This is a genomic window from Xenorhabdus sp. TS4, assembly GCF_014467265.1.
GTDB lineage: Bacteria > Pseudomonadota > Gammaproteobacteria > Enterobacterales > Enterobacteriaceae > Xenorhabdus > Xenorhabdus ehlersii.
In genome coordinates, this window is the sequence record NZ_NKHQ01000082.1 from 65080 (window position 1) to 91421 (window position 26342).

General features: G+C 43.5%; 21 protein-coding genes and 4 pseudogenes. 12 read left to right on the top strand and 13 right to left on the bottom strand.

All coding sequences use genetic code 11. From position 1 onward, the window contains the following. Positions 1–39: 39 nt before the first annotated feature. Positions 40–312 (top strand): annotated as a pseudogene (locus tag Xets_RS18225) (PliI family lysozyme inhibitor of I-type lysozyme); the annotation flags it as partial. Positions 313–317: 5 nt separating this feature from the next. Here Xets_RS18225 and Xets_RS18230 read toward each other — a convergent pair. Further along, a pseudogene (locus tag Xets_RS18230) lies at positions 318–1826 on the bottom strand (IS3 family transposase). Between the two features lie 203 nt (positions 1827–2029). Here Xets_RS18230 and Xets_RS18235 point away from each other — a divergent pair. Then, on the top strand, positions 2030–2404 hold the full coding sequence (locus Xets_RS18235; protein WP_099131385.1) for a hypothetical protein: 375 nt from the start codon (positions 2030–2032) through the stop codon (positions 2402–2404). Here Xets_RS18235 and Xets_RS28765 read toward each other — a convergent pair. The 3 genes and pseudogenes from Xets_RS28765 to Xets_RS28770 all read right to left on the bottom strand — a co-directional run. After that, entirely contained in the window at positions 2323–2637 is a 315-nt protein-coding gene (locus Xets_RS28765; protein WP_099131386.1) for an IS1 family transposase, read from the bottom strand. The genes Xets_RS18235 and Xets_RS28765 overlap by 82 nt on opposite strands. Positions 2638–2917: 280 nt before the next feature. Then, positions 2918–3301: a hypothetical protein gene (locus Xets_RS18245; RefSeq protein ID WP_099131387.1), complete on the bottom strand. Its 384-nt coding sequence runs from the start codon at positions 3299–3301 to the stop codon at positions 2918–2920. 125 nt (positions 3302–3426) lie between these two features. Then, positions 3427–3507, bottom strand: a pseudogene (locus Xets_RS28770) (IS1 family transposase); the annotation flags it as partial. A 109-nt stretch (positions 3508–3616) separates the two neighbouring features. On the opposite strand from Xets_RS28770, the pseudogene Xets_RS24840 reads away from it, so the two are divergent. Then, positions 3617–3829: pseudogene (locus tag Xets_RS24840) on the top strand (integrase); the annotation flags it as partial. A 95-nt stretch (positions 3830–3924) separates the two neighbouring features. On the opposite strand, the gene icd reads toward Xets_RS24840, so the two are convergent. After that, positions 3925–5178, bottom strand: coding sequence for an NADP-dependent isocitrate dehydrogenase (gene icd / locus Xets_RS18255; protein WP_099131388.1), 1254 nt, complete (start codon positions 5176–5178; stop codon positions 3925–3927). 140 nt (positions 5179–5318) lie between these two features. On the opposite strand from icd, the gene rluE reads away from it, so the two are divergent. From rluE to Xets_RS18295, 8 genes are all read left to right on the top strand, one after another. Continuing rightward, the gene (gene rluE, locus Xets_RS18260; protein WP_099131389.1) at positions 5319–5948 is read left to right on the top strand and encodes a 23S rRNA pseudouridine(2457) synthase RluE; all 630 of its coding nucleotides are present in this window, start codon (positions 5319–5321) and stop codon (positions 5946–5948) included. After that, the gene (locus tag Xets_RS18265) at positions 5941–6393 is read left to right on the top strand and encodes an NUDIX hydrolase (protein WP_099131390.1); all 453 of its coding nucleotides are present in this window, start codon (positions 5941–5943) and stop codon (positions 6391–6393) included. Before rluE ends, Xets_RS18265 begins: the two co-directional genes overlap by 8 nt. 73 nt (positions 6394–6466) lie before the next feature. Beyond that, positions 6467–7570 carry a tRNA 2-thiouridine(34) synthase MnmA gene (gene mnmA / locus Xets_RS18270; protein ID WP_187652273.1) on the top strand — a complete coding sequence of 368 codons (1104 nt, stop codon included), beginning with the start codon at positions 6467–6469 and terminating at the stop codon, positions 7568–7570. Positions 7571–7572: 2 nt separating this feature from the next. Beyond that, a complete protein-coding gene (hflD, locus tag Xets_RS18275; RefSeq protein WP_187652274.1) occupies positions 7573–8199 on the top strand; it encodes a high frequency lysogenization protein HflD in 627 nt (208 codons plus the stop codon). An 82-nt stretch (positions 8200–8281) separates the two neighbouring features. Next, the gene (gene purB, locus Xets_RS18280) at positions 8282–9652 is read left to right on the top strand and encodes an adenylosuccinate lyase (protein ID WP_099131393.1); all 1371 of its coding nucleotides are present in this window, start codon (positions 8282–8284) and stop codon (positions 9650–9652) included. Positions 9653–10020: 368 nt separating this feature from the next. Continuing rightward, the gene (gene phoP, locus Xets_RS18285) at positions 10021–10704 is read left to right on the top strand and encodes a two-component system response regulator PhoP (protein WP_099131394.1); all 684 of its coding nucleotides are present in this window, start codon (positions 10021–10023) and stop codon (positions 10702–10704) included. Then, positions 10697–12157, top strand: coding sequence for a two-component system sensor histidine kinase PhoQ (gene phoQ / locus Xets_RS18290; protein ID WP_099131395.1), 1461 nt, complete (start codon positions 10697–10699; stop codon positions 12155–12157). Before phoP ends, phoQ begins: the two co-directional genes overlap by 8 nt. Before the next feature lie 110 nt (positions 12158–12267). Further along, positions 12268–13389 (top strand): cupin domain-containing protein, encoded by a 1122-nt coding sequence (locus tag Xets_RS18295; RefSeq protein ID WP_099131396.1) that lies wholly within the window; start codon positions 12268–12270, stop codon positions 13387–13389. A gap of 54 nt (positions 13390–13443) precedes the next feature. On the opposite strand, the gene pepT is transcribed toward Xets_RS18295, so the two are convergent. The 5 genes from pepT to lolC form a co-directional block, all read right to left on the bottom strand. Beyond that, positions 13444–14688 (bottom strand): peptidase T, encoded by a 1245-nt coding sequence (pepT, locus tag Xets_RS18300; RefSeq protein ID WP_099131397.1) that lies wholly within the window; start codon positions 14686–14688, stop codon positions 13444–13446. A gap of 64 nt (positions 14689–14752) precedes the next feature. After that, a complete protein-coding gene (gene cobB / locus Xets_RS18305) occupies positions 14753–15583 on the bottom strand; it encodes a Sir2 family NAD+-dependent deacetylase (RefSeq protein WP_187652275.1) in 831 nt (276 codons plus the stop codon). 106 nt (positions 15584–15689) lie between these two features. After that, a complete protein-coding gene (gene lolE / locus Xets_RS18310; protein ID WP_187652276.1) occupies positions 15690–16937 on the bottom strand; it encodes a lipoprotein-releasing ABC transporter permease subunit LolE in 1248 nt (415 codons plus the stop codon). After that, positions 16937–17641, bottom strand: a complete 705-nt coding sequence (gene lolD / locus Xets_RS18315) for a lipoprotein-releasing ABC transporter ATP-binding protein LolD (RefSeq protein WP_099131400.1) — start codon at positions 17639–17641, stop codon at positions 16937–16939. Before lolD ends, lolE begins: the two co-directional genes overlap by 1 nt. Continuing rightward, a complete protein-coding gene (gene lolC / locus Xets_RS18320; protein WP_187652277.1) occupies positions 17634–18836 on the bottom strand; it encodes a lipoprotein-releasing ABC transporter permease subunit LolC in 1203 nt (400 codons plus the stop codon). Before lolC ends, lolD begins: the two co-directional genes overlap by 8 nt. Before the next feature lie 197 nt (positions 18837–19033). Between lolC and mfd the strand changes: the two genes are divergently transcribed. Continuing rightward, positions 19034–22480, top strand: coding sequence for a transcription-repair coupling factor (gene mfd / locus Xets_RS18325; RefSeq protein WP_099131402.1), 3447 nt, complete (start codon positions 19034–19036; stop codon positions 22478–22480). 141 nt (positions 22481–22621) lie between these two features. Here the strand turns inward: mfd and umoD are convergent, their stop codons facing one another. The 3 genes from umoD to nagZ form a co-directional block, all read right to left on the bottom strand. After that, positions 22622–23161 carry a UmoD family flagellar biogenesis regulator gene (umoD, locus tag Xets_RS18330; RefSeq protein WP_338066694.1) on the bottom strand — a complete coding sequence of 180 codons (540 nt, stop codon included), beginning with the start codon at positions 23159–23161 and terminating at the stop codon, positions 22622–22624. Positions 23162–23797: 636 nt separating this feature from the next. After that, complete coding sequence (locus tag Xets_RS18335) at positions 23798–25102, bottom strand: NAD(P)/FAD-dependent oxidoreductase (protein WP_187652278.1); 1305 nt, start codon at positions 25100–25102, stop codon at positions 23798–23800. Between the two features lie 200 nt (positions 25103–25302). Further along, entirely contained in the window at positions 25303–26313 is a 1011-nt protein-coding gene (gene nagZ / locus Xets_RS18340) for a beta-N-acetylhexosaminidase (RefSeq protein ID WP_099131405.1), read from the bottom strand. Between the last annotated feature and the right edge of the window lie 29 nt (positions 26314–26342).

The following is a 26342-nucleotide window of genomic DNA, read 5'->3' on the forward strand; positions in this document are numbered from 1 at the left end:
AGTAATATAATGAAAGCTATTGTTATTCCTACTCTAGAACGTGACCGCTCGGTATTTGAAGATAATGGCACTCCGAGGATCAAATTTGCCGATATTGATGGTGATGGCGCCAAAGAACTCATTGTTTCCAAACTTACAGCGGGTTCTGGAAATTATCTTGAAGTCGATGCACTCAAAATTTCCAAGAAAAATGTCAAGCTTCTCACCCGTATCTATATAAACGGAAACAATGATCCTATTAAGTCACTCCATGCAGTATGCAAAAGAGGAAAATGCATAGACGGTAATTGTCAACATAGTTGGCCCCATTAATGAATTTAAGCAGACCGTTTTTCTCGCTCGGGATTCAACGTCACTGCTTCTACCCACTGCCAGTTTCTTGTGCGGCGCGACCAGCGTTCCGGGTGTGTGAGCTTAGCTTGACGATAAACGGCATCCCGCTGTTTTAAAATTACTTTGTCTTCACCTCTGTGCCGTTGACCCGGTGTCACATAATTTATCCCGCTATGACGGTGCTCCTCGTTATACCAGTCGGTAAAATTATCCCCCCAGACACGCGCTTGTGTCAGAGCATTGAAGCCGCTCTCCGGCCACGCCGGCACATATTTCAGCGTCCGGAACAGCGATTCTGCATAGGCATTATCATTGCTGACCCGTGGGCGGCTGTGTGATGGCGTAATAGCCAGTTCCTGAAGTTTGACCTGTAGGGTTTGTGATTTCATCGCGGCACCATTGTCAGCATGCAGTATCAGTGGTTCACGCCAGCCTTTCTCCTGCCAGACTGTCTGTACCAGCTCCGCCGCTAACTCACCACTCTCGGCTTCATGGACTTCATAACCGACAATTTTCCGGCTGAAAATATCGAGTATCATATACAGATAAAACCAGCGGCCTTTTACCGTTGACGGGATCCAGGTAATATCCCACGCCCAGAGCTGATTTGGCGCTGTCGCTTCCCATGTGGTCGGTTTCCCTCTTTTGTCTGCCGTGCGCTTCCGCCCACGCTGGTGAACCTCACCATGACGTCGTAATGCTCGATAAAAAGTGGATTCACTCGCCAGATAGATGCCGTTATCGGCTAATCGTGGCACGATTTGGGACGGTGGTAAGCTGGCATATTCCGGCTGGTGACAAACGGCCAATATCTGTTGCTCTTCTTCTGGGGTTAATCGGTTTGCCGACTTGGGCCGGACAGCCAACGGCCGCCGGTCTTCCGGGTTCTTTTGCCAGCGCCGCCAGGTGCGCAGGCTCAAAGGGATCTCTTTAAGCGCGACCGTCAACCGGGCACCCGCCTCGGCCGCCTTGCTCACCGCATCTCTAATCACCTGACGACGCAACACCGGTCAGTCTTCCTCGTTGTCCGTCCCGAAGTGTGCCTGCAACGTCTTTCGCAAAACCAGTATCGCTGCCGCCCCCGCCAGGGCTTTTTCCTTACGGGCCAGTTCACGTTTCAGTTGTTTGTTTTCTTTCTGGCTCTGTTTTAATGCCGCCTTATCGTCACGGGCAGGCACTTGTAAGAACACCTGTTTCCACTGCTGAATTTGCTCAGGATAGAGCCCTTTTTTACGGCAATATTCGGCTAATTCAGTGGCACTGAGTGTGGCCGTTTCAATAATGACCGCCAGCCGGGCTTCTGCGGGCCATTGTTCTGGGGTTTTGTCTGCGCCGGGCACGGGTTTTCCTTCTGCTTTTGCCTGATTACGCCAATTATACAGGGTGGCTTCCGATATGCCTTCCATCTGTGCAACGGCGGCGACAGTCATGTTGTACGGCGGTAACAATTTAGCCAGCGCGGCAGATTTACGCTCGGGTGAAATACGTGTCATTTTTTTCTCTATCAGCGTTGTTAGTGGGGGTGACAACTATGCTGACAGAGAGGGTAGAGCAGAAACCTTAATAATCATCTCCTCACTTAAAATTGCTATCCGCTGAGATTCGGCACAAGCGTTGAATTATGTACTATTGTTAATGTTGTCGTTCCTGTTAAAGTTGTCACCACTATCGTGATATAGTCGCTCAAGAGGAAATTATGAAACATCTTTTATTATTGCCAATTTTCCTTACCCCATTCTTCTCATATGCCGCACATGCTAATGCAGATAAAACTGCAGAAATTTATTGTAACTTGTTCGGGAAAGCCTCTGTAGAAGCATTTAAAACCCATGACTCACCCGACACGATAGCGCAAAAGGCGTTCAATGAATTAACTAGCAAGGGATTTGATCTTAAAGAGATCCATAGCAACAAGGATGAATTTATTACATCTATCAAACAAACTGTCACAGAAGTCAGAAAAAATAAACAAGCCTTCCTAAGCACGCGTCATTTTGACGAATCACTGGATAAATCTGTTGAGGCATGTAAAGTACAAACAAAACATGCTTTATCTAACAGTACAAAATAAAATCTTCTTGTAGAGCGACGTACTATATTATAGTGTCGCTCTATTCGCTGTGTGAATATTTTCCCAATCCAATGTTTTTCTTTAGGAAAAAGGTCATAGGCGGAGTAACCATCTGCACAGTAAAGCTTGATGTTAAAAGGGGTTAATAAATCCAGAAGCTTGTTGAGTGTTTCCCAACTCCGATCCCTCAAGACATGGGCAATGGCACATTTAAGACGTGGCTCCCGAGACAAGTTGCTCTTTCATGCCAGGTTTACAGGCTTGATAGGTATACGTCATTTAAAAGGTCTTGCGGCAGGCATAACAGTGATACCGAGGTTGCCCCCTATTTCCGGTACCATGACCTTTTACATCATCTGGTTTATGACAATAATGACAACAAATTTCAACAGTAGCCATGTCTTATCGATTAAATAGAGGAAGTATATCATAACCATCTAACTATTGGAGGCATGACCTTACATACTTATGCAATTTATCTTCCAACATAAGGTTAAATAGGACGAATGAGTTTTAGTTTTTCAATGGTAATGCTATACCCAATATTAAAAACAATAAAAGTACTAAAAAAGTATTTATTAATACAGAGAAGCGATATTGAAAAGGTGATTTTTTCTTATTGTCCTGATTAGACTCTGCTGTATCTAACAAGAATTTATTATTATCAATTTCAGCAAGTATTGCTTTTGCGTGCTCTATATCAGCATGGTGGACAAGCAGTTTAACACCACCAAATGCCTGGGAATACATATAGTTATTCCATACAATACCTTCATCCATCACTATTGCATAAATATCTTCTGATAACATCCTGCCCAAAACGATGTAGGCATCTATTGGCGATAGGAAATTCGCTAATAATTGCATATTTCCTCTCTGAGGATGACTATTCCACATAAGCACACCATGATCAGATGATTTATAAATCAGTATAGCCTATCATTGCATTATCCTTTCATTGTTTAATGATAACAAAACGGTCATGACTCTAAGGGGTCATGTATTCAAAGCGTTGATCGCCCTCAAACATAATATTCACGTTCAATGAAAGTGCCGATGATTTTGTCATGCATTTCAGGTGATTTTGAATAACCGAGGTTTTTCACAAACTCCGGTTTGTTGGGGATATCTGCGCCGTTCTGGTCTTTAGCTAAACGAGTATTGGCATTGTCATTTGCATTGTTGGCATTTTGATTATCCGCTAATGCTATCACCTCCAGTTTTCAAAAAATCCGTGATGAGACAGATCTCAAATGGGATAAAGGAACACCACCTAGTTTCCATGAGCAAAGGTCACTATCGGAACGTCCCTATCGAGAACAAGGAGTCGATACGAAAACATTACTAGGGCATAGGAGCCAATCAATGACGGATAAGTACCATGATGATAGAGGTAAAGGTTGGGCTGTTTTGGCAGTGAAATAATGGTCAAATCACAACCTGTTTTACAGAAGATTTTTTACATCGCTAAAAACAACGGGAACCATTAAGTCCCCGTTATCTATTTCAATCAGTGACTGTTACATGTGAGAAATGATAGCATCGCCGAACTCGCTACATTTCAGCAGCTTAGCATCTTCCATCAGGCGCTCAAAATCGTAAGTCACGGTCTTCGCGGCAATCGCGCCTTCCATTCCCTTAACGATGAGGTCTGCGGCTTCGAACCATCCCATGTGGCGTAACATCATTTCAGCGGAAAGGATCACAGAACCAGGGTTGACTTTATCCTGACCCGCATATTTAGGTGCAGTACCGTGTGTTGCTTCGAACAACGCGCATTCGTCGCCAATGTTTGCGCCTGGAGCAATACCGATGCCACCCACCTGTGCAGCCAGGGCATCAGAAATGTAATCACCATTCAGGTTCATACAAGCGATAACATCATACTCCGCCGGACGCAGCAGGATCTGTTGCAAGAAAGCATCTGCAATGACATCCTTGATAATGATATCTTTGCCATTTTTAGGATTCTTGATCTTAACCCACGGACCACCATCCAACAATTCTCCGCCGAATTCAGTGCGAGCCAGTTCATAACCCCAGTCTTTGAAAGCACCTTCAGTGAATTTCATGATATTGCCTTTATGAACCAGAGTGACTGATTCACGGTCATTATCAATGGCATATTCAATCGCGGCACGTACTAAACGTTTAGTGCCTTCTTCTGAGCAAGGTTTTATACCAATACCACACTGTTGAGGGAAACGGATCTTATTAACCCCCATTTCATCTTGCAGGAATTTAATCACTTTGTCCGCTTCCGCTGAACCTGCTTTCCACTCAATACCCGCATAAATATCTTCAGCGTTTTCGCGGAAAATAACCATATCGGTCAATTCAGGCTGCTTAACAGGGCTTGGCGTGCCTTGATAGTAACGTACCGGACGCAGGCAGACATACAGATCCAATTGCTGACGCAGTGCGACGTTCAGCGAACGGATACCACCACCTACTGGTGTTGTCAGAGGGCCTTTGATAGCAACACGGTATTCACGGATCAAATCTAACGTTTCATCTGGCAACCAAACATCTTTACCATAAACATGCGTGGATTTCTCACCTGTGTAGATTTCCATCCAGGAAATTTTGCGCTCACCGCTATACGCTTTCTGAACCGCAGCATCAACAACTTTTAGCATGACCGGCGTAACATCAACACCAATGCCATCCCCTTCGATATAAGGGATAATAGGGTTATTCGGAACACTTAATTTACCTTTGGCATCAATAGTAATTTTTTTACCTTCCGCCGGAACAACTACTTTGCTTTCCATTAACCTCTCCTTTCAAATAAGCGCAATGCCTTGTTAATTTTTTGTAAGGGACGTGTCAATATTACTTGAATATTCTGCAAACGCCAACGGTCACAGATTTAAGGTATAATACGCCCCTTAATTTTTAACTATGGCTTATCATGACAAATATCTCTTTTAAAAAACGCCAACTTAACCGATTCAGCCAGAGAAAAAATAACAGAACCATAAAAAAACTAATCGGCCCTCGTCGGGTGTTGATTTTTAACAAACCTTATGATGTCTTACCCCAATTTACCGATGAGGGGGGAAGAACAACGTTAAAAGATTTTATCCCGTTTACTGATGTCTATGCCGCTGGTCGTCTGGATCGTGATAGTGAAGGTTTGCTGGTGTTGACCAATGATGGCAAATTGCAGGCTAAATTGACTCAACCCGATAAAAAAACCGCTAAAGTTTATTATGTTCAAGTCGAGGGCATTCCTGATGAAACGGCTCTGAATAAACTTCGTAACGGCGTTTTATTGAAAGATGGTTCGACTTTGCCCGCCGGCGCTGAATTAGTGGAAGAGCCTGAATGGCTCTGGGAGAGGACACCTCCTATCCGGGAACGAAAAAGCATTCCGGTCAGTTGGCTTAAAATTACATTATATGAAGGACGCAATCGGCAAGTACGTAGGATGACCGCTCATGTGGGTTATCCTACACTGCGCCTAATCCGTTTTAGTATGGGTTCGATACAATTAGACTCACTATCCCCTGGAGAATGGAGAGAAATTAATCTTGTTTAGTCCACACGTCACGGTTGCCTGCATTGTTCATGCAAAAAATAAGTTTTTAGTTGTTGAAGAGTTGATCAACGGCAAGCCTCTGTGGAATCAACCCGCAGGCCATCTTGAAGCGGATGAAACATTACTAGAAGCCGCTGAACGGGAATTATGGGAAGAAACCGGAATTCGTGCACAACCACAAGCATTTTTGAAATTGCACCAATGGATTGCACCGGACAGAACCCCATTTATCCGTTTTCTATTCTTGGTTGAAATGGAAGAAATCATGGACACCAATCCACAAGATAACGATATCCATTGCTGCCACTGGTTAAGTGCAGAAGAAATCCTTAATAGTTCACAGTTACGCTCCCCTCTGGTCGCCGAAAGTCTTCTTTGCTACCTGGAGCACAAAGCTTATCCACTATCGATACTGGATTATTATGGTTCACCTTTCGTCAAATGAAGACGTTTGGTGCACCTTGGTTGCCAACGTGCTAAAGTATTGCGTTTGTTTTTTTCCGCAGTGAGATATATCCATGTCAGATAACAGCCAGAAAAAAGTCATTGTCGGCATGTCCGGCGGTGTTGATTCATCCGTTTCCGCCTACCTTCTGCAACAGCAGGGCTACCAGGTTGCTGGCCTGTTCATGAAAAACTGGGAAGAAGACGATAGTGAAGAGTATTGCTCGGCTGCCACCGATCTTGCCGATGCCCAAGCCGTTTGTGACAAACTGGGCATAGAGCTGCATACCATCAATTTTGCAGCCGAGTATTGGGATAATGTATTCGAACATTTTCTTGCTGAATATAAAGCAGGCAGAACCCCAAATCCGGACATTCTTTGCAATAAAGAAATCAAATTCAAAGCATTTTTAGAGTTTGCCGCAGAGGATTTAGGGGCTGACTATATCGCAACCGGGCATTATGTCCGTCGCCGGGATGTGAACGGCATGAGCCAATTGCTCCGTGGCCTGGATGACAACAAAGATCAAAGCTATTTCTTATATACCTTAAGCTACCAGCAAGTTGCCAAAAGCCTGTTTCCTGTAGGGGAATTGGAAAAACCCGAAGTACGCCGCATTGCCGAAGAAATTGGCCTGGTCACTGCAAAGAAAAAAGATTCGACGGGCATCTGCTTTATTGGTGAGCGTAAGTTCCGTGATTTCCTTGGGCGCTATTTACCCGCCCAGCCTGGCCCAATTATGACCGTGGATGGACAGACCATCGGCCAACATACTGGCTTGATGTACCATACACTCGGCCAGCGCAAAGGACTAGGGATTGGGGGAACGAAAAATGGCAGTGAAGAACCCTGGTATGTCGTTGATAAAGATGTCGAGAATAACATACTGATTGTTGCCCAAGGCCATGAGCACCCTCGCCTGATGTCTGTCGGTTTGATTGCCCAGCAACTTCATTGGGTTGATCGCCAACCCCTGCAAGCAGAAATGCGCTGTGTAGTCAAAACACGCTATCGTCAGCATGATATTCCCTGCACTGTCGTCCCTCTGAGCGAAGGTAAAATTGAGGTTCGTTTTGATAGCCCTGTTGCCGCTGTCACCCCTGGTCAATCAGCCGTGTTTTATCAAGGTGAAATCTGTCTCGGTGGTGGCGTGATCGAACAACGTATACAGGAGTAGTTGTGGCTAAAAATTATTACGATATTACACTGGCTCTGGCAGGTATCTGCCAGTCAGGCCGTCTGGTACAAAAACTTGCCCATGAAGGCCAGTGTGATACTGATGCTTTTGAAATCATGATCAACAGTGTCCTGAACATGAATCCAACATCCACGCTGGATGTCTTCGGCAATAACGCCTGCAACCTGCGTGTTGGCCTTGACGCCATGTTGGGTATGTTCAATGGTTCACATAGTGGCGTTTCTGCCGATCTTACCCGCTATATGCTGAGTTTGATGGCACTGGAACGTCGCTTGAATAAAAATCCATCTGCCGTCAATCAATTAGCAAATCGCATTGAACAATTAGAACGCCAGCAAGTTTATTTTGAACCTATGTCAGAGGGAATACTCAACGCCCTGGCTGGAATTTATGTCGATGTTATCAGCCCGCTGGGGCCACGCATTCAGGTGACGGGTTCACCTGACGTATTACGTAATTCGTTGATTCAGGCAAAAGTCAGATCTGGGTTGCTGGCCGGTATCCGCAGTGCCGTTTTATGGCAACAAGTTGGCGGTAGCCGCCTGCAAATCATGTTTTCTCGTCAGCGCCTGATCCAACAGGCAAAAGAGATCCTTGCTAACTGTTAGATGATAAAGACTGTTAGCGAAAAACTGTTAAATCTAAGCTGTTAAACATAAATTGTTAAATAAAATCCGGGAGTTGCTACCAATGGAATTATCCTCACTGACCGCTGTTTCTCCAATTGATGGCCGTTACGGCGATAAAGTCAGCGCACTACGCGCTATTTTTAGTGAGTTCGGCTTACTAAAATTCCGTGTGCAAGTCGAAGTACGTTGGCTGCAAAAACTGGCCGCAACAACAGAAATCAAAGAAGTTCCTGCTTTTGATGCCAACGCAAACGCTTACCTCGATGAAATTATTGCAAATTTCAATGAACAGGACGCATTGCGTATTAAAGAAATTGAGCGCACAACCAATCACGACGTTAAGGCTGTTGAGTATTTTCTGAAAGAAAAAGTCGCGCATATCCCCGCCCTGCATCAAGTTGCAGAATTTATTCATTTTGCCTGCACATCAGAAGATATTAATAACCTGTCGCATGCCTTGATGCTAAAAACAGCCCGTGAAGAAGTTCTGCTGCCTCAATGGCGCCAAATAATCGATACCATCACATGCATGGCACATGATTATCGCGATCTGCCACTGCTATCGCGCACCCACGGTCAACCTGCCACTCCTTCCACTGTCGGCAAAGAATTTGCTAACGTGGCCTATCGTATGAAGCGTCAATTCCGTCAGCTTGAGCAGGTAGAAGTTCTGGGCAAAATCAACGGGGCGGTTGGTAACTACAATGCCCACTTGTCAGCCTATCCACAAATTGACTGGCACCAATTCAGTGAGTCATTTGTGACCTCTTTGGGGATTCAGTGGAACCCGTATACCACTCAAATTGAACCCCATGATTACATTGCAGAACTGTTTGATTGTGTGGCGCGTTTCAACACTATCCTCATCGATTTTGATCGCGATATCTGGGGCTACATCGCCTTGAACCATTTCAAGCAAAAAACCATTGCCGGGGAAATTGGTTCTTCTACTATGCCACATAAAGTCAATCCAATTGATTTCGAAAACTCAGAAGGAAACCTGGGCATGGCAAATGCGGTCCTAGGACATCTTGCCAGTAAACTGCCTGTTTCTCGCTGGCAGCGTGACCTGACAGATTCAACAGTATTGCGTAATCTGGGCGTAGGTCTGGGATATGCATTGATTGCTTATCAATCCACTATGAAGGGGTTGAATAAGCTGGAAGTCAATGAACAGCACTTACTGAATGAACTGGATAGCAATTGGGAGGTATTGGCAGAGCCTATCCAGACGGTCATGCGCCGTTATGGCATTGAAAAGCCGTATGAAAAACTGAAACAACTGACTCGTGGTAAACGTGTTGATGCTGAAGGTATGAAAGCGTTTATTGATGGCCTTGAGCTTCCTGAAGCGGAAAAAGAGCGCCTCAAATCCATGACGCCAGCAAATTACATTGGATACGCTACTTCACTGGCTGACCAGTTAAAATAACCTGTGTTTATCCACATAAATGGGCGGGTTCTATCCCGCTCATGCGCGATTTTTGTGCTGCAATTTCACACCAACTGCGTAATCCTAACAGACTCCCTGCCGCCACGTGGCAACCTGAATACTATTGAGTATATGAACTTATATAGAAGTTAAATAAATTGTAAATTTATTTGCTATTTCAACCTAACCATTTGTTTTTAAATGCACCAATCATTAATATACCAACAAAAGCTAAATAGTTACTATACTTAGTTTACTCATAATCATATACCTATAATTTTATTTAATCTTTATTGACGAAATTGATTACTTAGCTATTTTAAATTTATTTGATAAACATTAATTACTGATTAGCATAAGGAATCATTATGCGGATATTGATCGTTGAAGATAACGCATTACTTCGCCATCACTTAACCGTACAATTACGGGATATTGGACATCAAGTTGATGCTGCGGAGAACGCTAAAGAAGCAGATTATTATCTTAAAGAGAGTCACCCTGATATTGCTATCGTTGATTTAGGATTACCGGGAGAAGATGGCCTTAGCATGTTACGGCGCTGGCGCAGTGAGCAAATTAATTTACCTGTCCTTGTTCTCACCGCTCGTGAAAGCTGGCAAGAAAAAGTCAATGTGCTAAACGCGGGCGCTGATGATTATGTTACTAAGCCCTTTCATCTGGAAGAAATTAATGCCCGCATACAAGCATTAATGAGACGCAATAGTGGTTTGGCGTCACAGTTAGTTGAGATATCACCATTTTTAATCAATCTCTCAAGAAAGGAATTTTCTATCAATGAAACCAATATTAAGTTGACCGCCTTTGAATACATTATTATCGAAACCTTAATGCGCAATAATGGCAAAGTTGTTAGTAAAGAAACGCTAATGCGCCAATTGTATCCAGACGCTGAATTACGCGAGAGTCATACAATTGATGTATTAATGGGGCGTTTGAGGAAAAAAATATTGAATGAATGGCCGGAAGAGGTCATTGTCACTGTTCGTGGTCAAGGGTATCGCTTCGATGTGAAATCTTATAATGCTTAAGTTCTCTGAAAAACCTTTTTCTTTGAGAACACGGTTTCTCATGGCTACGGCTGCTATTATTCTTGCATTGACACTATCATATGGCATTGTTGCTATCGCTGGATATTTAGTCAGTTTTGACAAAACAAGCTATTCCATACTCCGTAGCCAAAGTAATCTCTTTTTCACATTAGCCAGATGGCAAAATAACAAGCTAGAAATCCTTGTTCCCAAAGATTTTTCCATGAATTACCGCTCATTAGCACTGATCTATGATAATGACGGGAATATTCTTTGGCGTCAGAATAATGTGTCTGAATTGGAAAAAATGATTGATCCTGATTGGCTGAAAAAAGATGGCTTATATACACTAGAAGCGTATTTTAAAGAAAAAGGGGATTTTTTCTATAATCCAACAACACCAAATCAAGATAATGCAAAAAAGGCAGAAAATGGTAAGGACGTGTTATTAACCTACTCAGTTGCTGTAAATATTTATCCTGCCACTAACAAACTGCCTGCCATAACCATTGTTATCATTGATACCATCCCACAAGATGTACAGGAATCAGCAAAAGTATGGGAATGGTTTGGATATGTGCTAATTGCTAACTTACTTCTTATCATTCCATTAATCTGGCTTGCCGCTGACTGGAGCCTTAGACCAATAAAATCCTTAATTACCCAGATCAGTTCATTAGAAAATGGGGAAAGGAAAGAACTGGATGAGAATCCTCCCACGGAATTAAAAGGGCTGGTCAGAAATTTAAACAACTTGCTATCCAATGAACGTAAACGTTACGCAAAATATCACACGACACTCTCGGATTTGACGCATAGCCTGAAAACACCTCTAGCGGTATTGCAATCAACCCTGCGCTCTCTGCGTCTCCCTCAAAAGCTGACCATTGAACAAGCTGAACCCATTATGCTTGAACAAATTGACCGGATATCCCAACAAATCGGCTATTATCTACACAGAGCCAATATGCGCAGCGACCACAGCTTACTTCTGAGACAGATTTCTTCTGTCCCAATCTTGCTGGATGGACTAATCAGTGCCCTAACCAAGGTATATCAACATAAGGGCATCAAAATTATGCTAGATATCTCTCCTGAAGTAACATGGCTAGGGGAAAAAAATGACTTTCTGGAAGTGATGGGAAACATTCTGGATAATGCTTGTAAATATTGCCTGAAATTGGTGAAAATCACCGCCACAATGGGAGAAAATTCAGTCACCATTATTGTCGATGATGATGGATTAGGTGTTCTCCCTGATGAGCGAGAAATGATTTTTCAGCGGGGATTACGAGCTGACACATTACGATCAGGCCAGGGCCTTGGCTTATCGATAGCGTCTGAAATTGTCGAACAATATGCAGGTGATATTAGCATTGATGATAGTCCACTTGGCGGCGCCAGGATGAGCGTGATATTTCGCGCCCAGCATAATGCGGCCACCACACAATAACGATCAGGCGATCGTTAGCACAATCTTAAAATATTTCAACCAAATCTGATATCGTCATTGACTATTCGTTATAATAGCGCGAAATTCACTTCTCACTTCAGGATGTCACCATGGATTATCAGCTAAATCTGGACTGGCAAGCGTTTTTGCAAAACCATTGGCAAAAACGACCATTGCTGATTAAACAGGGTTTCCATCAGTTTATTGATCCCCTTTCCCCCGATGAGCTGGCGGGACTGGCGATGGAAAATGAAATCGATAGCCGTTTGGTCAGTCAGAAAAATGGGCGCTGGGAAGTTTCCCACGGACCATTTGAAACCTACGACCATTTAGGCGAAAAAAACTGGTCTTTGCTTGTACAAGCCGTTGACCATTGGCATATCCCCTCTTCTGCGCTTATGAAGCCATTCCGTGTACTGTCTGACTGGCGCATGGATGATTTGATGATCTCGTTCTCCGTACCCGGCGGCGGTGTCGGCCCACACCTTGACCAATATGATGTTTTTATCATTCAAGGAAAAGGGCGCAGACGCTGGCGGGTAGGTGAAAAAATTTCCATGAAACAACATTGCCCTCACCCTGATTTATTGCAGGTTGAGCCTTTTGAGGCAATTATTGATGAAGAGATGTTACCGGGCGATATACTCTATATTCCACCGGGTTTCCCACACGAAGGCTATGCTATTGAGGATTCACTGAACTATTCTGTAGGATTCCGAGCCCCCAATGCCCGTGAATTATTTAGTGGATTTGCTGATTATATTCTGGCAAACGAGCTGGGAAACCATCGCTACAGTGATCCTGGACTGACATTCCGTGATAACCCAGCCCAAATCCAGACAAACGAGTTGGACACACTGCGCTCAATGATGCGTGAATTGTTGGAACAACCAGAAACTTTCCAACATTGGTTTGGTGAATTTATCTCTCAATCGCGCCACGAATTAGATCTGGCACCGCCTGAACCTCCTTATGAGAGCGATGAGATTTATGATTTATTGAAACAAGGTGAAGAATTAAATCGATTGAGTGGCCTGCGCGTCCTGCGGGTTGACGAGCAATGTTTTGTCAATGGGGAATTGATGGATACCCCTCATATTCATGCCACTGATGCCCTTTGCCAATATGACAAAGTTAATGCTGAACTTCTGGGCGATGCTATCGATGATGTCCGATTTATCAGCCTGCTTACGGCCTTAGTCAATAGCGGTTATTGGTATTTTAATGATTAATCCAGACCACGGGGCAAGATGGATTGCCCCTTGTTTTTTCTTAATGACAGTGTGTTATTCAGGCAGTACATGACTTCCGTGACTTACCGTCAATTCAGCAATCCGCATAATCACATTAACTGCTTGTTCCATGCCTTCCAGTGAAATAAATTCGTGCTTGCTATGATAATTATATCCACCTGTGAAAATGTTTGGACAAGGGAGGCCACGATAAGATAACTCTGCGCCGTCAGTCCCACCACGGATCGGCTGGATTATCGGCTCAATATGACAATCCAGTATTGCTTGTTTAGCAATAGCAATAACATGGGGATATTTAAGTATTTCGCTATGCATGTTGTAATAATCATCATCAATCGCCAGCTCAATGTAGCAGTCTGGATGCAATCCTTCTCCGACATTTTCCGCAATGGCAATGAGTTTTTTTTTGCGCTTTTCAAAATTAGCCCTGTCAAAATCCCGGATAATGTAGTGCATCTCGGCACGCTCAACAGTACCTTTCATGTTATCCAAATGGTAAAAACCTTCATAGCCTTCCGTCTGTTCAGGTGTCTCTTCAACAGGCAAGGCATGGTGAATGCGCATAGCTAATGTCAATGCGTTAACCATGACTCCTTTGGCACTGCCCGGATGAGCCATATTACCCACAATCTTGATGATCACGGATGCAGCATTGAAATTTTCAAATTCCAATTCCCCCATGCCACCTCCATCAACGGTATAGGCCCATTCTGCGCCGAAAGCTTCTATATCAAAATAGTGCGCTCCCTTGCTAATTTCTTCATCTGGCGTGAATGCAATCCGAATATCACCATGTGGAATATTTCTCTGTCTCAAGCGTACCATTGCGGTAATAATTTCAGCGATCCCAGCTTTATCATCAGCACCCAACAGTGTTTTTCCATCGGTCGTAATTAATGTTTTTCCCAACAAGCTATGTAATACAGGGAACATGACTGGCGACAACACTTCATCTCCCATCCCTAACGCAATATCACCCCCACGATAGTTTTCCACAATCTGGGGATTAACATGCTTACCGGAAAAATCCGGTGAGGTATCGAGGTGGGCAATAAAACCAATGACTGGAACTGGTGTTGCAACATTTGCTGGCAATGTTGCCATAACACATCCCCGTTCATTGAGAGTGACATCGGCAAAACCAAGCTGGATCAGTTCGTTGTATAATACCTTGGCAAGATCCAATTGACCGTTACTACTGGGAATGGTTTTAGCGGATGGTTTTGATTGAGTATTAAATGCAATATATTTAAAAAAACGCTCTAATAATCTATCCATCTTCTTCTCCCTGGTTCATGTGAATTTATTATAAAAAGATGGATAGCTTAGGCATTGCGTCAAGTCAGCTTTTCTCCGCCTTCACCTGCTGAATTAAGGATTGAACATATTGCGTAACTATTTTACTGGCATGACCATAATGTTTTTCATCAAACAAATTTTCGACCTGGCTAGGTTCAAGATTCAACTCAACAGTATGTGCTCCAGACAATTTAGCCTCATGTACAAAACCCGCAGCCGGGTAAACATGGCCCGATGTTCCGATAGCAATAAAGATATCGGCATCAGCTAAAGCAGAATAAATCTGTTCCATCCCCAATGGCATTTCCCCAAACCACACCACATGAGGGCGCAATGAGGACGGGAACTGGCAACAATGGCAACGATCTTCCATAGTGAGATCAGTCGTCCATTCAACTAATTGTCCAGATTGACTACACCGAACTTTCAGTAATTCACCGTGCATATGCAGAACTCGATGACTTCCCGCACGTTCATGCAGATCATCAATATTCTGTGTCACCAATAAAAAATGGTCACCAAGCTCATGTTCGAGTTCCGCCAGGGCATAATGTGCAACATTAGGCTGGATATCCGGTTGCTGTAACTGCTTTCGACGTGCATTATAAAATGCCTGAACCAGCTCAGGATCACGCTGAAAACCTTCCGGAGTCGCAACATCTTCGACACGATGTTCTTCCCACAGGCCATCGGAAGAGCGAAATGTTTGAATACCTGACTCAGCAGAAATTCCTGCTCCCGTCAGTACCACCACATAAGGTTTTTTTATTTTATTTGCCAATCGGATATCCCTGTAAAAGTTTTGTCTATGTAATCGCTGTCGCTGTAATCGCCTAATTCGGTAAAATTTACTGTGCCGATGAAGAACCCGCATAGATTATTTCCTTAATGTGTTTTTAGTATGTTCTTTCAGCCGATCCATTTTACCGATTCAACAATATACGATAGCGTGCTTAGATACGCGTTGATACTCCGATATACTATTGTCCACTCAAAATTCGCGCTGGATCAAGTTTACTGGCCCGACGAGCAGGATACCAACTCGCCAACAAGCTTAATACTAATGCCGTTAACAGAACATAGAGCACATCCATAAGATGCAATTCTGACGGCAGAAAATCGATAAAATAGATATCTCCTGAAAGGAGTTGGTGTCCAAGCAGCTTTTCTAACCCTTTAATGATAGCCGTCAAATTTAATGATGTGAAAATCCCGACAACGGCACCAATTATGCTGCCTATCATGCCTGTCAGTAACCCATACCATAAAAAAATTGCCCTGATATGACTATCCTTGGCCCCCAAAGTACGCAAGATAGCGACGTCACTGCTTTTATCCTTCACGGCCATAATCAATGTTGAAATAATATTAAAGCAAGCAACACCAATAACCAGCACCATAGCCAAATACATAATGCTACGTACCATCTGGATATCGTTGTACATATAACCGTAATCTTTTATCCATGTGCTGATATACACATATTTTCCTGTCGCGTTACCTGCATCCCACACACGCTGCTCTGCGGCAAAAACATCATCTGCTGTAATGGCAATACCTGTAATTGAATTACCGTAATCCAGATAGTTCTGGGCATCAGGCAAAGGAACAAGGGCCAAACTGTGATCCAACATGCCACTCAACTGGAAAATACCCGCAACGTGTAAACGGATGCGTTTAGGCTGCAAAAGTTTCAGGCTTGCATCATTATTGGGTATCATGACCGTCACCCAATCACCTTGTTTCACGCGCAGTGAATTAGCCACCCCCTGCCCTAAAATCACCTGATTCTTTCCCGCCCTGAACGTTTTCCAGGCCCCATGACGCACAAACTGAGGTAAGGTACTCACATCCATCTCGGTATCCAGATCGACGCCACTTACCTGTATAGCATGAAGTTTTTCACCGCGTTCCATCAGGCCAGTAAACTCAATATAGGGAGAGGCTCCGGCAATACCTGACGTCTGTCTTACCCGCTTAAGGGCTGTTTCCCAATCTTGGAAAGGCTGCTCCACAGCATAAATTTGTCCATGTGGCACAACGGAAAGTATCCGGTTTTTCAGTTCTCGTTCAAAACCATTCATGGCACTCAGGCCAATAATCAGTACCGCTACACCCAGCATGATACCCAGCGTCGAAATGACAGAGATCAAGGAAACCATTCCTGAACGACGTCGGCCACGACTAAATCGTAAGGCGATAAATAATGCAAGAGGCAGATTTACCATTACATCTCCCCCGCCGCCAGGGTTAATTCATCCTGCAAATACCCATCACGCATTTCTACCTGACGTGCCAGTTGCTTAGCCAACTTCAGATCATGGGTGACAACGAGAAACGCAGTGCCTTGCTGTTGGTTCAATTCTTGCAAAAGCTGAAATACACTGTCTGCATTTCGTTGATCAAGGTTACCCGTTGGCTCATCTGCCAATACCAATGACGGTTCATTTACCAGTGCGCGGGCAATTGCGACACGTTGGCGTTCTCCCCCTGACAGTTCAGATGGCCGATGATACGCCCGATTTTCCAACCCAACCGCCGCCAGCATATCCAACGCTTTTGGTTGAGCACGGTGTTTCTGGCCACCAATCAGGAGTGGCATTGCAACATTTTCCAATGCAGTAAAATCAGGCAATAAATGGTGAAACTGATAAATAAAACCAATTTCTCTGTTACGTAATTCTGCCCGTACCGATGAAGACATTTGGTTGAGTGATTGCCCTTTGAACAGAACTTCACCAGATGTCGGTGAATCCAAACCACCAAGTAAGTGCAAAAGCGTACTTTTACCAGAGCCAGAACTCCCGACAATGGCCATTATTTCGCCCTGTTGCATGGAAAAAGTGACATTCTTTAATACTTCTGTAGAAATTTTTCCTTCCTGATATTTTTTGCACAGTTGATGACACAGTAATAAAGGGTGTTTACTCATAACGTAAAGCCTCAGCAGGTTGGGTGGCAGCCGCGCGCCAGGAAGGGTACAGCGTCGAGATTAAGGAGATCAACATGGCACAGATGGCAATCATCATCACTTGCGTAGTGTCAATCGCAACAGGTAACTGAATACCCTCAGCCAGCAAACCGATAATTGGCATGAAATTATTTAACTGACTGGAAAGCAATATTCCCAACCCTGTTCCCAGTACAGCACCAATAATGCCGGCTCCCGCTCCCTGGATCATAAAAATGGCCATCACCTGACGACGGGTCAGTCCTTGCGTCTGCAAGATAGCGATTTCACCCTGTTTTTCCATCACCAATAAAGAGAGAGAAGTAATAATGTTAAAAGCAGCAACGGCAATGATCAGGCTCAGCAATAACCCCATCATGTTTTTCTCCATGCGAACCGCCTGAAAGAATTCCCCTTTGCGTTCGCGCCAATCTTTCCATATCAACCCTTTTGGCAGAGTTTGCTGGCTCAACTCATCTACTGATAATGGCTCATTCAGAAACAAGCGCCAGCCGGTAATATTACCAACGGGATAGCGCAGCAATCTGGCCGCATCCTGTTGATTAACTAACATTTCCGTACTATCGGCTTCACTGTTGGCGAAAAATACACCCGCTACAGTGAATAAACGCTGGCTGGGAATTCTGCCCATTGGTGTTAACTGGCTGGCACTCGGCACGATAATACGGATTTGATCACCCCGTTTTACTCCTAATTTAGCCGCCAATTTTTCGCCCAGAATGACAAAATAACCTCCGGGTTGTAGTTGGCTTCGATTAACATTAACAAGGTGTTCTGCCAATGGCGCATATTCGCCCTGGTTAATGCCTAACATGACACCAACCCCCACATTGTGGAGACTCTGTAGCACCACATCCCCTTGTACGATAGAAGTCATGCGATTAATCCCCTTTAATCCCACAAGCTGACTACTCGGATGTTCAACCGGATTGATAGCGCCTTTTTCCGATGTAATGATAGCCTGCGGCATAAAGCCCAGGATGCTACTTTCTAATGAGCGCTCAAAACCGTTCATGACTGACAATACCGTAATCAAGGCCGCCACACCTAGCGTAATGCCAATCGCTGACAACCATGAAACAAAACGGCCAAATTTATCGACCGCCCGCCCGCGCATATAGCGCAATCCTATAAATAATGAGACAGATTGAAACATGAAATCTGTTACGCCCCTGTTGCCAAAGCAAAGTGTTCGGGGATAATAAAGGGTAGCAATACTTTATGGAACCACCCGTATCCCGGTTCTGTGGTTTTTTTTACTTTCTCTCAACCTACCAGCGTATTTATTGTAAGGCTACTGGGGCAAAAATGTGTTGGGAATGGACTGAATCTTAGAGAACACGTCAAACGCTTATGTCAGCAAAATATCGTTATCAACTTCCTGAAAGCCGCGGCGATACCCGCTACTTAGGCCATTTGACGGGTGCAGCCTGCGCCGTTGAATGTGCCGAAATCATTGAACGTCACCCAGGGCCAATACTGCTGGTGACCAAAGATATGCAAAATGCCCTACGATTGCGTGATGAAATTCAACAGTTCACCGACGCACCAATAAATACCATGTCAGATTGGGAAACTTTGCCTTACGATAGTTTTTCTCCTCACCAGGAAATTATCTCCAACCGCCTCTCCACGCTTTATCACTTACCATTTATGACGAAAGGTGCATTAATCCTTCCCGTCAACACTTTGATGCAACGTGTCTGCCCGCACGATTATCTCAAAGGACATGCATTGGTCATGCACAAAGGGCAACGTCTTGCACGTGATAAACTGCGGGCAGAGCTGGAACAAGCGGGTTATCGCAGTGTTGAACAGGTACTTGAACATGGCGAATTTGCGACACGCGGAGCCTTGTTTGATCTATTCCCTATGGGCAGCGAATATCCTTATCGCATTGATTTTTTTGATGATGAAATAGACAGCCTACGCACTTTTGATGTGGATAGCCAACGCACATTGGCCGAAGTAGAAAAAATCAATTTATTGCCAGCCCATGAATTCCCAACCGACCAAGATGCGATTGAGCTGTTTCGCAGCCAATGGCGCGAACAGTTTGAAGTCCGTCGTGATGCTGAACATATTTATCAGCAAGTCAGTAAAAAAATGTTACCTGCTGGCATTGAATATTGGCAGCCGTTGTTCTTTGAACATCCCTTACCCACCATCTTTGAATATCTGCCCGAAAATACCCTGCTGATTACCCAGAATTTGGTCAGTGCTGCGGAGCGTTTCTGGCAAGATGCGAAACAGCGTTTTGAAAGCCGCAAAGTTGATCCCATGCGCCCGTTACTCGCTCCCGAACAGCTCTGGTTGCCTGTCAATAAGCTATTCGCGGAATTGAAAAATTGGCCTCGAATTGAAGTTGATAATGAATCCCTTCCTCAAAAAGCAAGGAATACCGACTTAGCCTATCATCCTCTGCCTGATTTATCGGTTGCTGCACAGCAAAAAGAGCCATTGGATAAATTACGCCGTTTTATGGAACAATTCAGCGGCAAGATCGTGTTTTCAGTGGAAAGTGAAGGGCGTCGGGAATCCATAAAAGAATTGTTGTCCCGAATCAAAGTCAAACCGAAAAAAATAAACCAACTCACTGATGCCAATAATCCCGGCCATTATTTGATGGTTGGCGCCGCAGAACACGGTTTTGTTGATGAAGATAACAATCTCGCCCTGATTTGTGAAAGTGACATGCTTGGCGAACGTGTCAGCCGTCGTCGTCAAGATAACCGGCGCACGATTAATACCGATACATTGATTCGTAATCTCGCTGAATTACGACATGGACAACCGGTTGTGCACCTTGAACATGGCGTTGGCCGCTATCAGGGGCTAATAACGTTAGAAGCAGGTGGCATTAAAGCAGAGTACCTTATCCTGACTTATGCCGGAGAAGACAAATTATACGTGCCTGTTTCTTCTCTTCATCTCATCAGCCGCTATGCGGGTGGTGCTGAGGAGAGTGCTCCCTTGCATAAATTGGGAGGGGAGGCATGGAACAAAGCACGCCAGAAAGCGGCTGAAAAGGTGCGTGATGTTGCAGCCGAACTCCTGGATGTTTACGCACAACGGGCCGTTAAACCGGGTTTTGCTTTCAAGAACGATCGCGAACAGTACCAATTGTTCTGCCAAAGTTTTCCATTTGATACAACGCCTGATCAAGAACAAGCCATCAATGCAGTACTTGATGATATGTGCAAACCTATTGCTATGGATAGGCTGGTATGTGGCGATGTCGGGTTTGGGAAAACAGAAGTCGCAATGCGTGCCGCGTTCCTGTCCGTCATCAACAATAAGCAAGTCGCAGTTCTTGTACCAACCACCTTATTAGCACAGCAGCATTATGATAATTTCCGCGATCGCTTTGCCAATTGGCCTGTGCACATTGAAGTAATGTCACGCTTTCGTAGTGCAAAAGAACAACAACAGGTCATTGATATGGCAGCAGAAGGCAAAGTGGATATCATTATTGGTACTCATAAACTCCTGCAAAGTGATCTGCACTGGAAAGATCTCGGTCTGTTGATCGTTGATGAGGAACATCGCTTCGGGGTTCGCCATAAAGAGCGCATCAAAGCTATTCGGGCAGATGTTGATATCCTGACACTCACTGCAACCCCGATCCCTCGTACACTCAATATGGCAATGAGTGGCATACGCGATCTTTCCATTATCGCCACTCCCCCTGCCCGCCGTCTGGCAGTAAAAACTTTTGTACGTGAATATGATAGCCTGGTGATACGTGAATCTATCCTGCGTGAAATTTTGCGCGGCGGGCAGGTTTACTATCTATATAACGATGTTGAAAATATCGAAAAGGCAAAAGCCCGACTGGAAGAGTTGGTTCCCGAAGCCAGAATTGTTGTGGGACATGGGCAAATGCGTGAGCGTGATCTGGAACGCGTTATGACGGATTTCCATCATCAACGTTTTAATGTTCTGGTATGTACCACTATTGTCGAAACGGGTATCGATATTCCCAGTGCTAATACCATTATCATCGAACGTGCCGATCATTTTGGCCTAGCCCAATTACACCAATTACGTGGACGTGTCGGACGCTCCCATCATCAGGCCTATGCTTATTTACTGATACCACATCCAAAAGCCATGACCAGCGATGCGCAAAAACGGCTGGAGGCTATTGCATCTCTCGAAGATCTGGGCGCTGGTTTTGCATTGGCTACCCACGATTTAGAAATTAGGGGGGCGGGCGAATTGTTAGGTGAAGACCAAAGTGGGCAGATGACCAGCATCGGCTTTACTCTCTATATGGAATTATTGGAAAGTGCCGTTGATGCCCTTAAAAATGGGCGGGAGCCTTCACTTGAAGATCTCACCAATAACCAGACTGAGATAGAATTGCGTATGCCTGTGCTTTTACCTGATGACTATATTCCAGATGTCAACATACGCTTATCTTTCTATAAGCGCATTGCCAGTACGCAAAATAATCTCGAACTGGATGAACTGAAAGTCGAACTTATTGACCGATTTGGTATTCTACCCGATTCAGGACGCCAACTACTGCAATCTGCTTCTATTCGCCTGATCGCCCAACAACTCGGTATCAAACGCATTGAAGCACATGAAAAAGGTGGTTTTATTGAATTTGGTAGTAATAATAAAGTCGATCCGAATTATCTAATTAGTTTGTTACAAACGCAGCCCAATATTTACCGATTGGATGGATCCTATAAATTGAAATTTATTACTGAGTTAACCGAGCGGGCTACTCGTTTATCGTTTATCCAGCAATTATTAGAAAATTTTGATCTACACAAAAGTGAGGCCTAATCAAGCCACTTGAGCGATACAAAAGTAATGTCACGATTGCACTATTTTGCCTAGTTCGCCAAATTACAACTTAATGCGAACTAAACGCGAAAAAGTGCAATCCTTTTTACCTTTTGCTTTCTGCTAAAAAGTCAGAGAAACTCATTGTTGTGAATACGGTTGCAGGATCAATTGTCCTTTCTCATTTAAAGGGATAGTGTCATTAGGCTTGTACTCTATCCTAACTTTTCCTGGTTGCTCACCAATAACATAATTTACGTCATAGGCAACAACACGTGGTTTCTTAAAATGAAATTCTATACAGTTTTTTAACGCTGAGTGGATTAAAGCAGGGTATTTTCTATTAACTTTCAAGTGGTTAAGAAGGGTTAAAATACGATTTTCATATTTAATCAAATGATTATGCGTAATGTCTCTTACGGTAGCAGGAATGGGAAATACTGCAATATGGCAATAGGATTGACGAAAAACAACCGTTGATCTGATAGGTTTCGAAGATAATACATGTGCAACGCTGGGGCGTGGAGATTCAAAATAGAACGTTGCAGCTATGCCAATGATGGCAATAGCGATAATAGTCATTATAGAACTCATTACATACTGTCTTATCGTTAGCTTAACCACATAGCACCTTGATATATTAATAGTTTTCCACACAATTTGATTAAGAGAATATTTCACAACTATTTTAAATAAGCTAAAAGTGCGCTAAGTTAATTATTGAGAAAAATCCTATTCCATTAAATCAGTAAAATCATTAGGCACTTATCCGTGTGGTCATTTATTATTGTGAATAGTTTCAGTATTGACTTTACGAAAAAAACAGCTTCTATACCTATTTCATTAAGAGTTAATACATAAAAAATTGTCACAATAAAAGTTGCCATATAAAAAGTACATACAATACAAAAAATAAAAGATATACCTCCTAATGTCCTGATCCTACAGGCTGTAGCAAAATTATGATACCAAGGTAACCTAACTAAAACAGGCTTTATTATAACGATTAATTAAATCTGCTGATAAATTATTTGATAATCTATTAGGTAGATATACATAACTAAGTCAATTAAATGTATCTTGTATAACATATCAATATAATTATGGATCATTCTTTTAAAAAATCATCACATATAACAATAATGAATTAATTAAAATGAGACCCAAATTTGATTCAAATACAGTTTTATTCATTATAGTAAATAACCAGGTTAACATTAGAGAAGAATAATTATGATATGTATAATAATAAATATAATGAGTAGGTAAATGACTCACCTCAATGAAATACTTCAAGATGAGCCATTTTGGGGCTAATTAATGCAACTTCAGGCGTGGACGAATAACGCGGTTAATTCCTCCAACCAGCATCATCAAACCCGTTTTAATATATCCATGCAGAGCTACCTGATGCATACGATACAAAGAGATATAAACCATACGAGCAATACGGCCTTCAACCATCATTGAACCACGCATCAAGTTCCCCATCAGACTACCAACAGTACTGAACTTGGATAATGAAACCAATGAACCATGATCTTTGTAAACATACTCTTTCAATGGTTTTTCATTCAACAGTGCCAAGATATTGTCATAACAACGGCTTGCCATCTGGTGAGCGGACTGGGCACGAGGAGGAACAAAACCCCCCTCTTTTTTCGGGCATGATGCGCAATCGCCAATGGCAAAAATATGATCATCCCGTGTGGTTTGCAAAGTTGGTTTTACAACCAATTGGTTGATACGGTTGGTTTCCAATCCACCGATATCTTTCATAAAGTCAGGTGCTTTAATTCCTGCAGCCCAAACCATTAAGGAAGCTTTGATCTGCTCACCCTCTTTGGTATTCAACCCATGCTCATCAGCACTGGTCACCATTGTCTTGGTTAATACTTTAACACCCAGCTTAGTCAACTCTTGATGGGCTGCACTGGAAATGCGTGTCGGCAATGCAGGCAGGATACGCTCCCCTGCCTCAACCAAAGTCACGTTAAGGGCATCTGAATTCAGGCTTTCAAAGCCATAACTGTTGAGTTGCTTAACCGCATTATAGAGCTCCGCGGAAAGCTCTACGCCCGTCGCACCACCACCAACAATCGCGATATTCACTTTTTCTTCTGCACGGTGATTTGCAGAATATTTCAGGAACAGGTTTAACATTTCATTGTGGAAACGATGTGCCTGTTGCGGGTTATCAAGGAAAATACAATTTTCCTTCACACCAACCGTACCAAAATCGTTAGATTGGCTGCCCAATGCCATGACAAGAATGTCGTAAGCCAGTTCACGCTCTGGTATCAACAAATCGCCATCTTCATTACTGATCCCAGCCAGAGTAATTTTCTTCCCTTCACGATTGATATTCGTGAGTGTACCTAGCTGGAAATTGAAATAATGGTTGCTTGCATGAGCCAAATAACTCAATGCATCAACGCCATCATCAAGAGATCCCGTTGCAACTTCATGCAATAGTGGTTTCCATAAATGGCTATTATTGCGATCCACCAAAGTAATTTCGGCTTTTTTCTTACGCCCTAATTTGTGTCCCAAACGCGTTGCTAGCTCTAAACCACCAGCGCCCCCACCAATGATGACAATTCTTGTCTTTGGCGTTGTCATGAATACCCCACTGAAAATACAACATAATGTTATGTAAGGCGCTAAATCGTTTCTTTGAGTTAAAAACCTTAAATAACGTCCTTAAATAACTTCAAGCTAAACAAATTTCATATTGCAAATATCTCCAGAATATCATGGCAGGTCAGTTGGTCATACCAAAAATAGTCACAACTAAATTCTTTTGATTAATTAGACATCAATCACAAAAATTGTTCACACAACCCCTGTAACGCCTGATTAGCCTTTTGCCAACGTTCAGATTGCTGTAATTCTTCCAAACTAAATTGTTTGCCTTGATGGTATAACTGTTTAACTTTAGGTGATTCAATTATCGGCAGGTTATCCAGCACACTGACCGCTCCTTCTCGATTGTTGCATACTAAAATCATGTCACAACCAGCATCTAATGATGCTTTAGCCCGTTCAGCATAACTGCCCATCACTGCGGCACCTTCCATCGACAAATCATCGGAAAAAATAACGCCTTCAAATCCTAATTGCTCACGAAGTATGGATTTCAACCAATAGGGTGAGCCACTTGCAGGACGGTGATCTATCTGAGGATAAATAACGTGAGCTGGCATAATGGCATCCAGCAGATTACGCTGGATAAAATCGCGGAAAATCACCATATCATGGCAACTAATAGCATCCATGGGACGGTTGTCCCTTGGCGTTTCTTTGTGGGAATCTGCTGTCACGGCGCCATGTCCCGGAAAATGTTTCCCCGTCGATTTCATTCCCGCAGAATGCATTCCTTGGATAAATTTTTCCGCCATTGCCATCGCAGGTTCAAGCTCTTCGTGGAATGAACGTTCACCAATGGCTATACACTTATGCCCTAAGTCCAATACGGGAGCAAAGCTGATATCGATATCCATTGCAATCATTTCTGACGCCATTAACCAACCAGACTCTTTTGCCAGATGTGCCCCCACCAATATGTCATGTACACAAGCAAAAGATTGTGCCGCAGGTAAACGCGTAAACCCTTCATGAAAACGCTGAACACGCCCGCCTTCCTGATCAACAGCAATCACCAAACGGTGGCGGGAAGTTGCGCGAATTTGGCGAACCAATTCACGTAATTGTTCTGTATCGTGGAAATTTCGGGTAAACAAAATTAAGCCACCCACTAATGGATGCTGTAGGATTTCGCGCTCTTCGTTATCCAGTTCATAGCCAACAACATCTAACATTACTGGCCCCATAGCCTTCCTCACTTCTCTTTATATTGGTT

Coding starts and splice junctions, on each gene's coding strand:
- Xets_RS18235 (WP_099131385.1), top strand. CDS start 2,030: ATGAAACATCTTTTATTATTGCCAATTTTCCTTACCCCATTCTTCTCA.
- Xets_RS18245 (WP_099131387.1), bottom strand. CDS start 3,301: ATGTGGAATAGTCATCCTCAGAGAGGAAATATGCAATTATTAGCGAAT.
- icd (WP_099131388.1), bottom strand. CDS start 5,178: ATGGAAAGCAAAGTAGTTGTTCCGGCGGAAGGTAAAAAAATTACTATT.
- rluE (WP_099131389.1), top strand. CDS start 5,319: ATGACAAATATCTCTTTTAAAAAACGCCAACTTAACCGATTCAGCCAG.
- mnmA (WP_187652273.1), top strand. CDS start 6,467: ATGTCAGATAACAGCCAGAAAAAAGTCATTGTCGGCATGTCCGGCGGT.
- purB (WP_099131393.1), top strand. CDS start 8,282: ATGGAATTATCCTCACTGACCGCTGTTTCTCCAATTGATGGCCGTTAC.
- phoP (WP_099131394.1), top strand. CDS start 10,021: ATGCGGATATTGATCGTTGAAGATAACGCATTACTTCGCCATCACTTA.
- phoQ (WP_099131395.1), top strand. CDS start 10,697: ATGCTTAAGTTCTCTGAAAAACCTTTTTCTTTGAGAACACGGTTTCTC.
- Xets_RS18295 (WP_099131396.1), top strand. CDS start 12,268: ATGGATTATCAGCTAAATCTGGACTGGCAAGCGTTTTTGCAAAACCAT.
- pepT (WP_099131397.1), bottom strand. CDS start 14,688: ATGGATAGATTATTAGAGCGTTTTTTTAAATATATTGCATTTAATACT.
- cobB (WP_187652275.1), bottom strand. CDS start 15,583: ATGCGGGTTCTTCATCGGCACAGTAAATTTTACCGAATTAGGCGATTA.
- lolE (WP_187652276.1), bottom strand. CDS start 16,937: ATGGTAAATCTGCCTCTTGCATTATTTATCGCCTTACGATTTAGTCGT.
- lolD (WP_099131400.1), bottom strand. CDS start 17,641: ATGAGTAAACACCCTTTATTACTGTGTCATCAACTGTGCAAAAAATAT.
- lolC (WP_187652277.1), bottom strand. CDS start 18,836: ATGTTTCAATCTGTCTCATTATTTATAGGATTGCGCTATATGCGCGGG.
- mfd (WP_099131402.1), top strand. CDS start 19,034: ATGTCAGCAAAATATCGTTATCAACTTCCTGAAAGCCGCGGCGATACC.
- Xets_RS18335 (WP_187652278.1), bottom strand. CDS start 25,102: ATGACAACGCCAAAGACAAGAATTGTCATCATTGGTGGGGGCGCTGGT.
- nagZ (WP_099131405.1), bottom strand. CDS start 26,313: ATGGGGCCAGTAATGTTAGATGTTGTTGGCTATGAACTGGATAACGAA.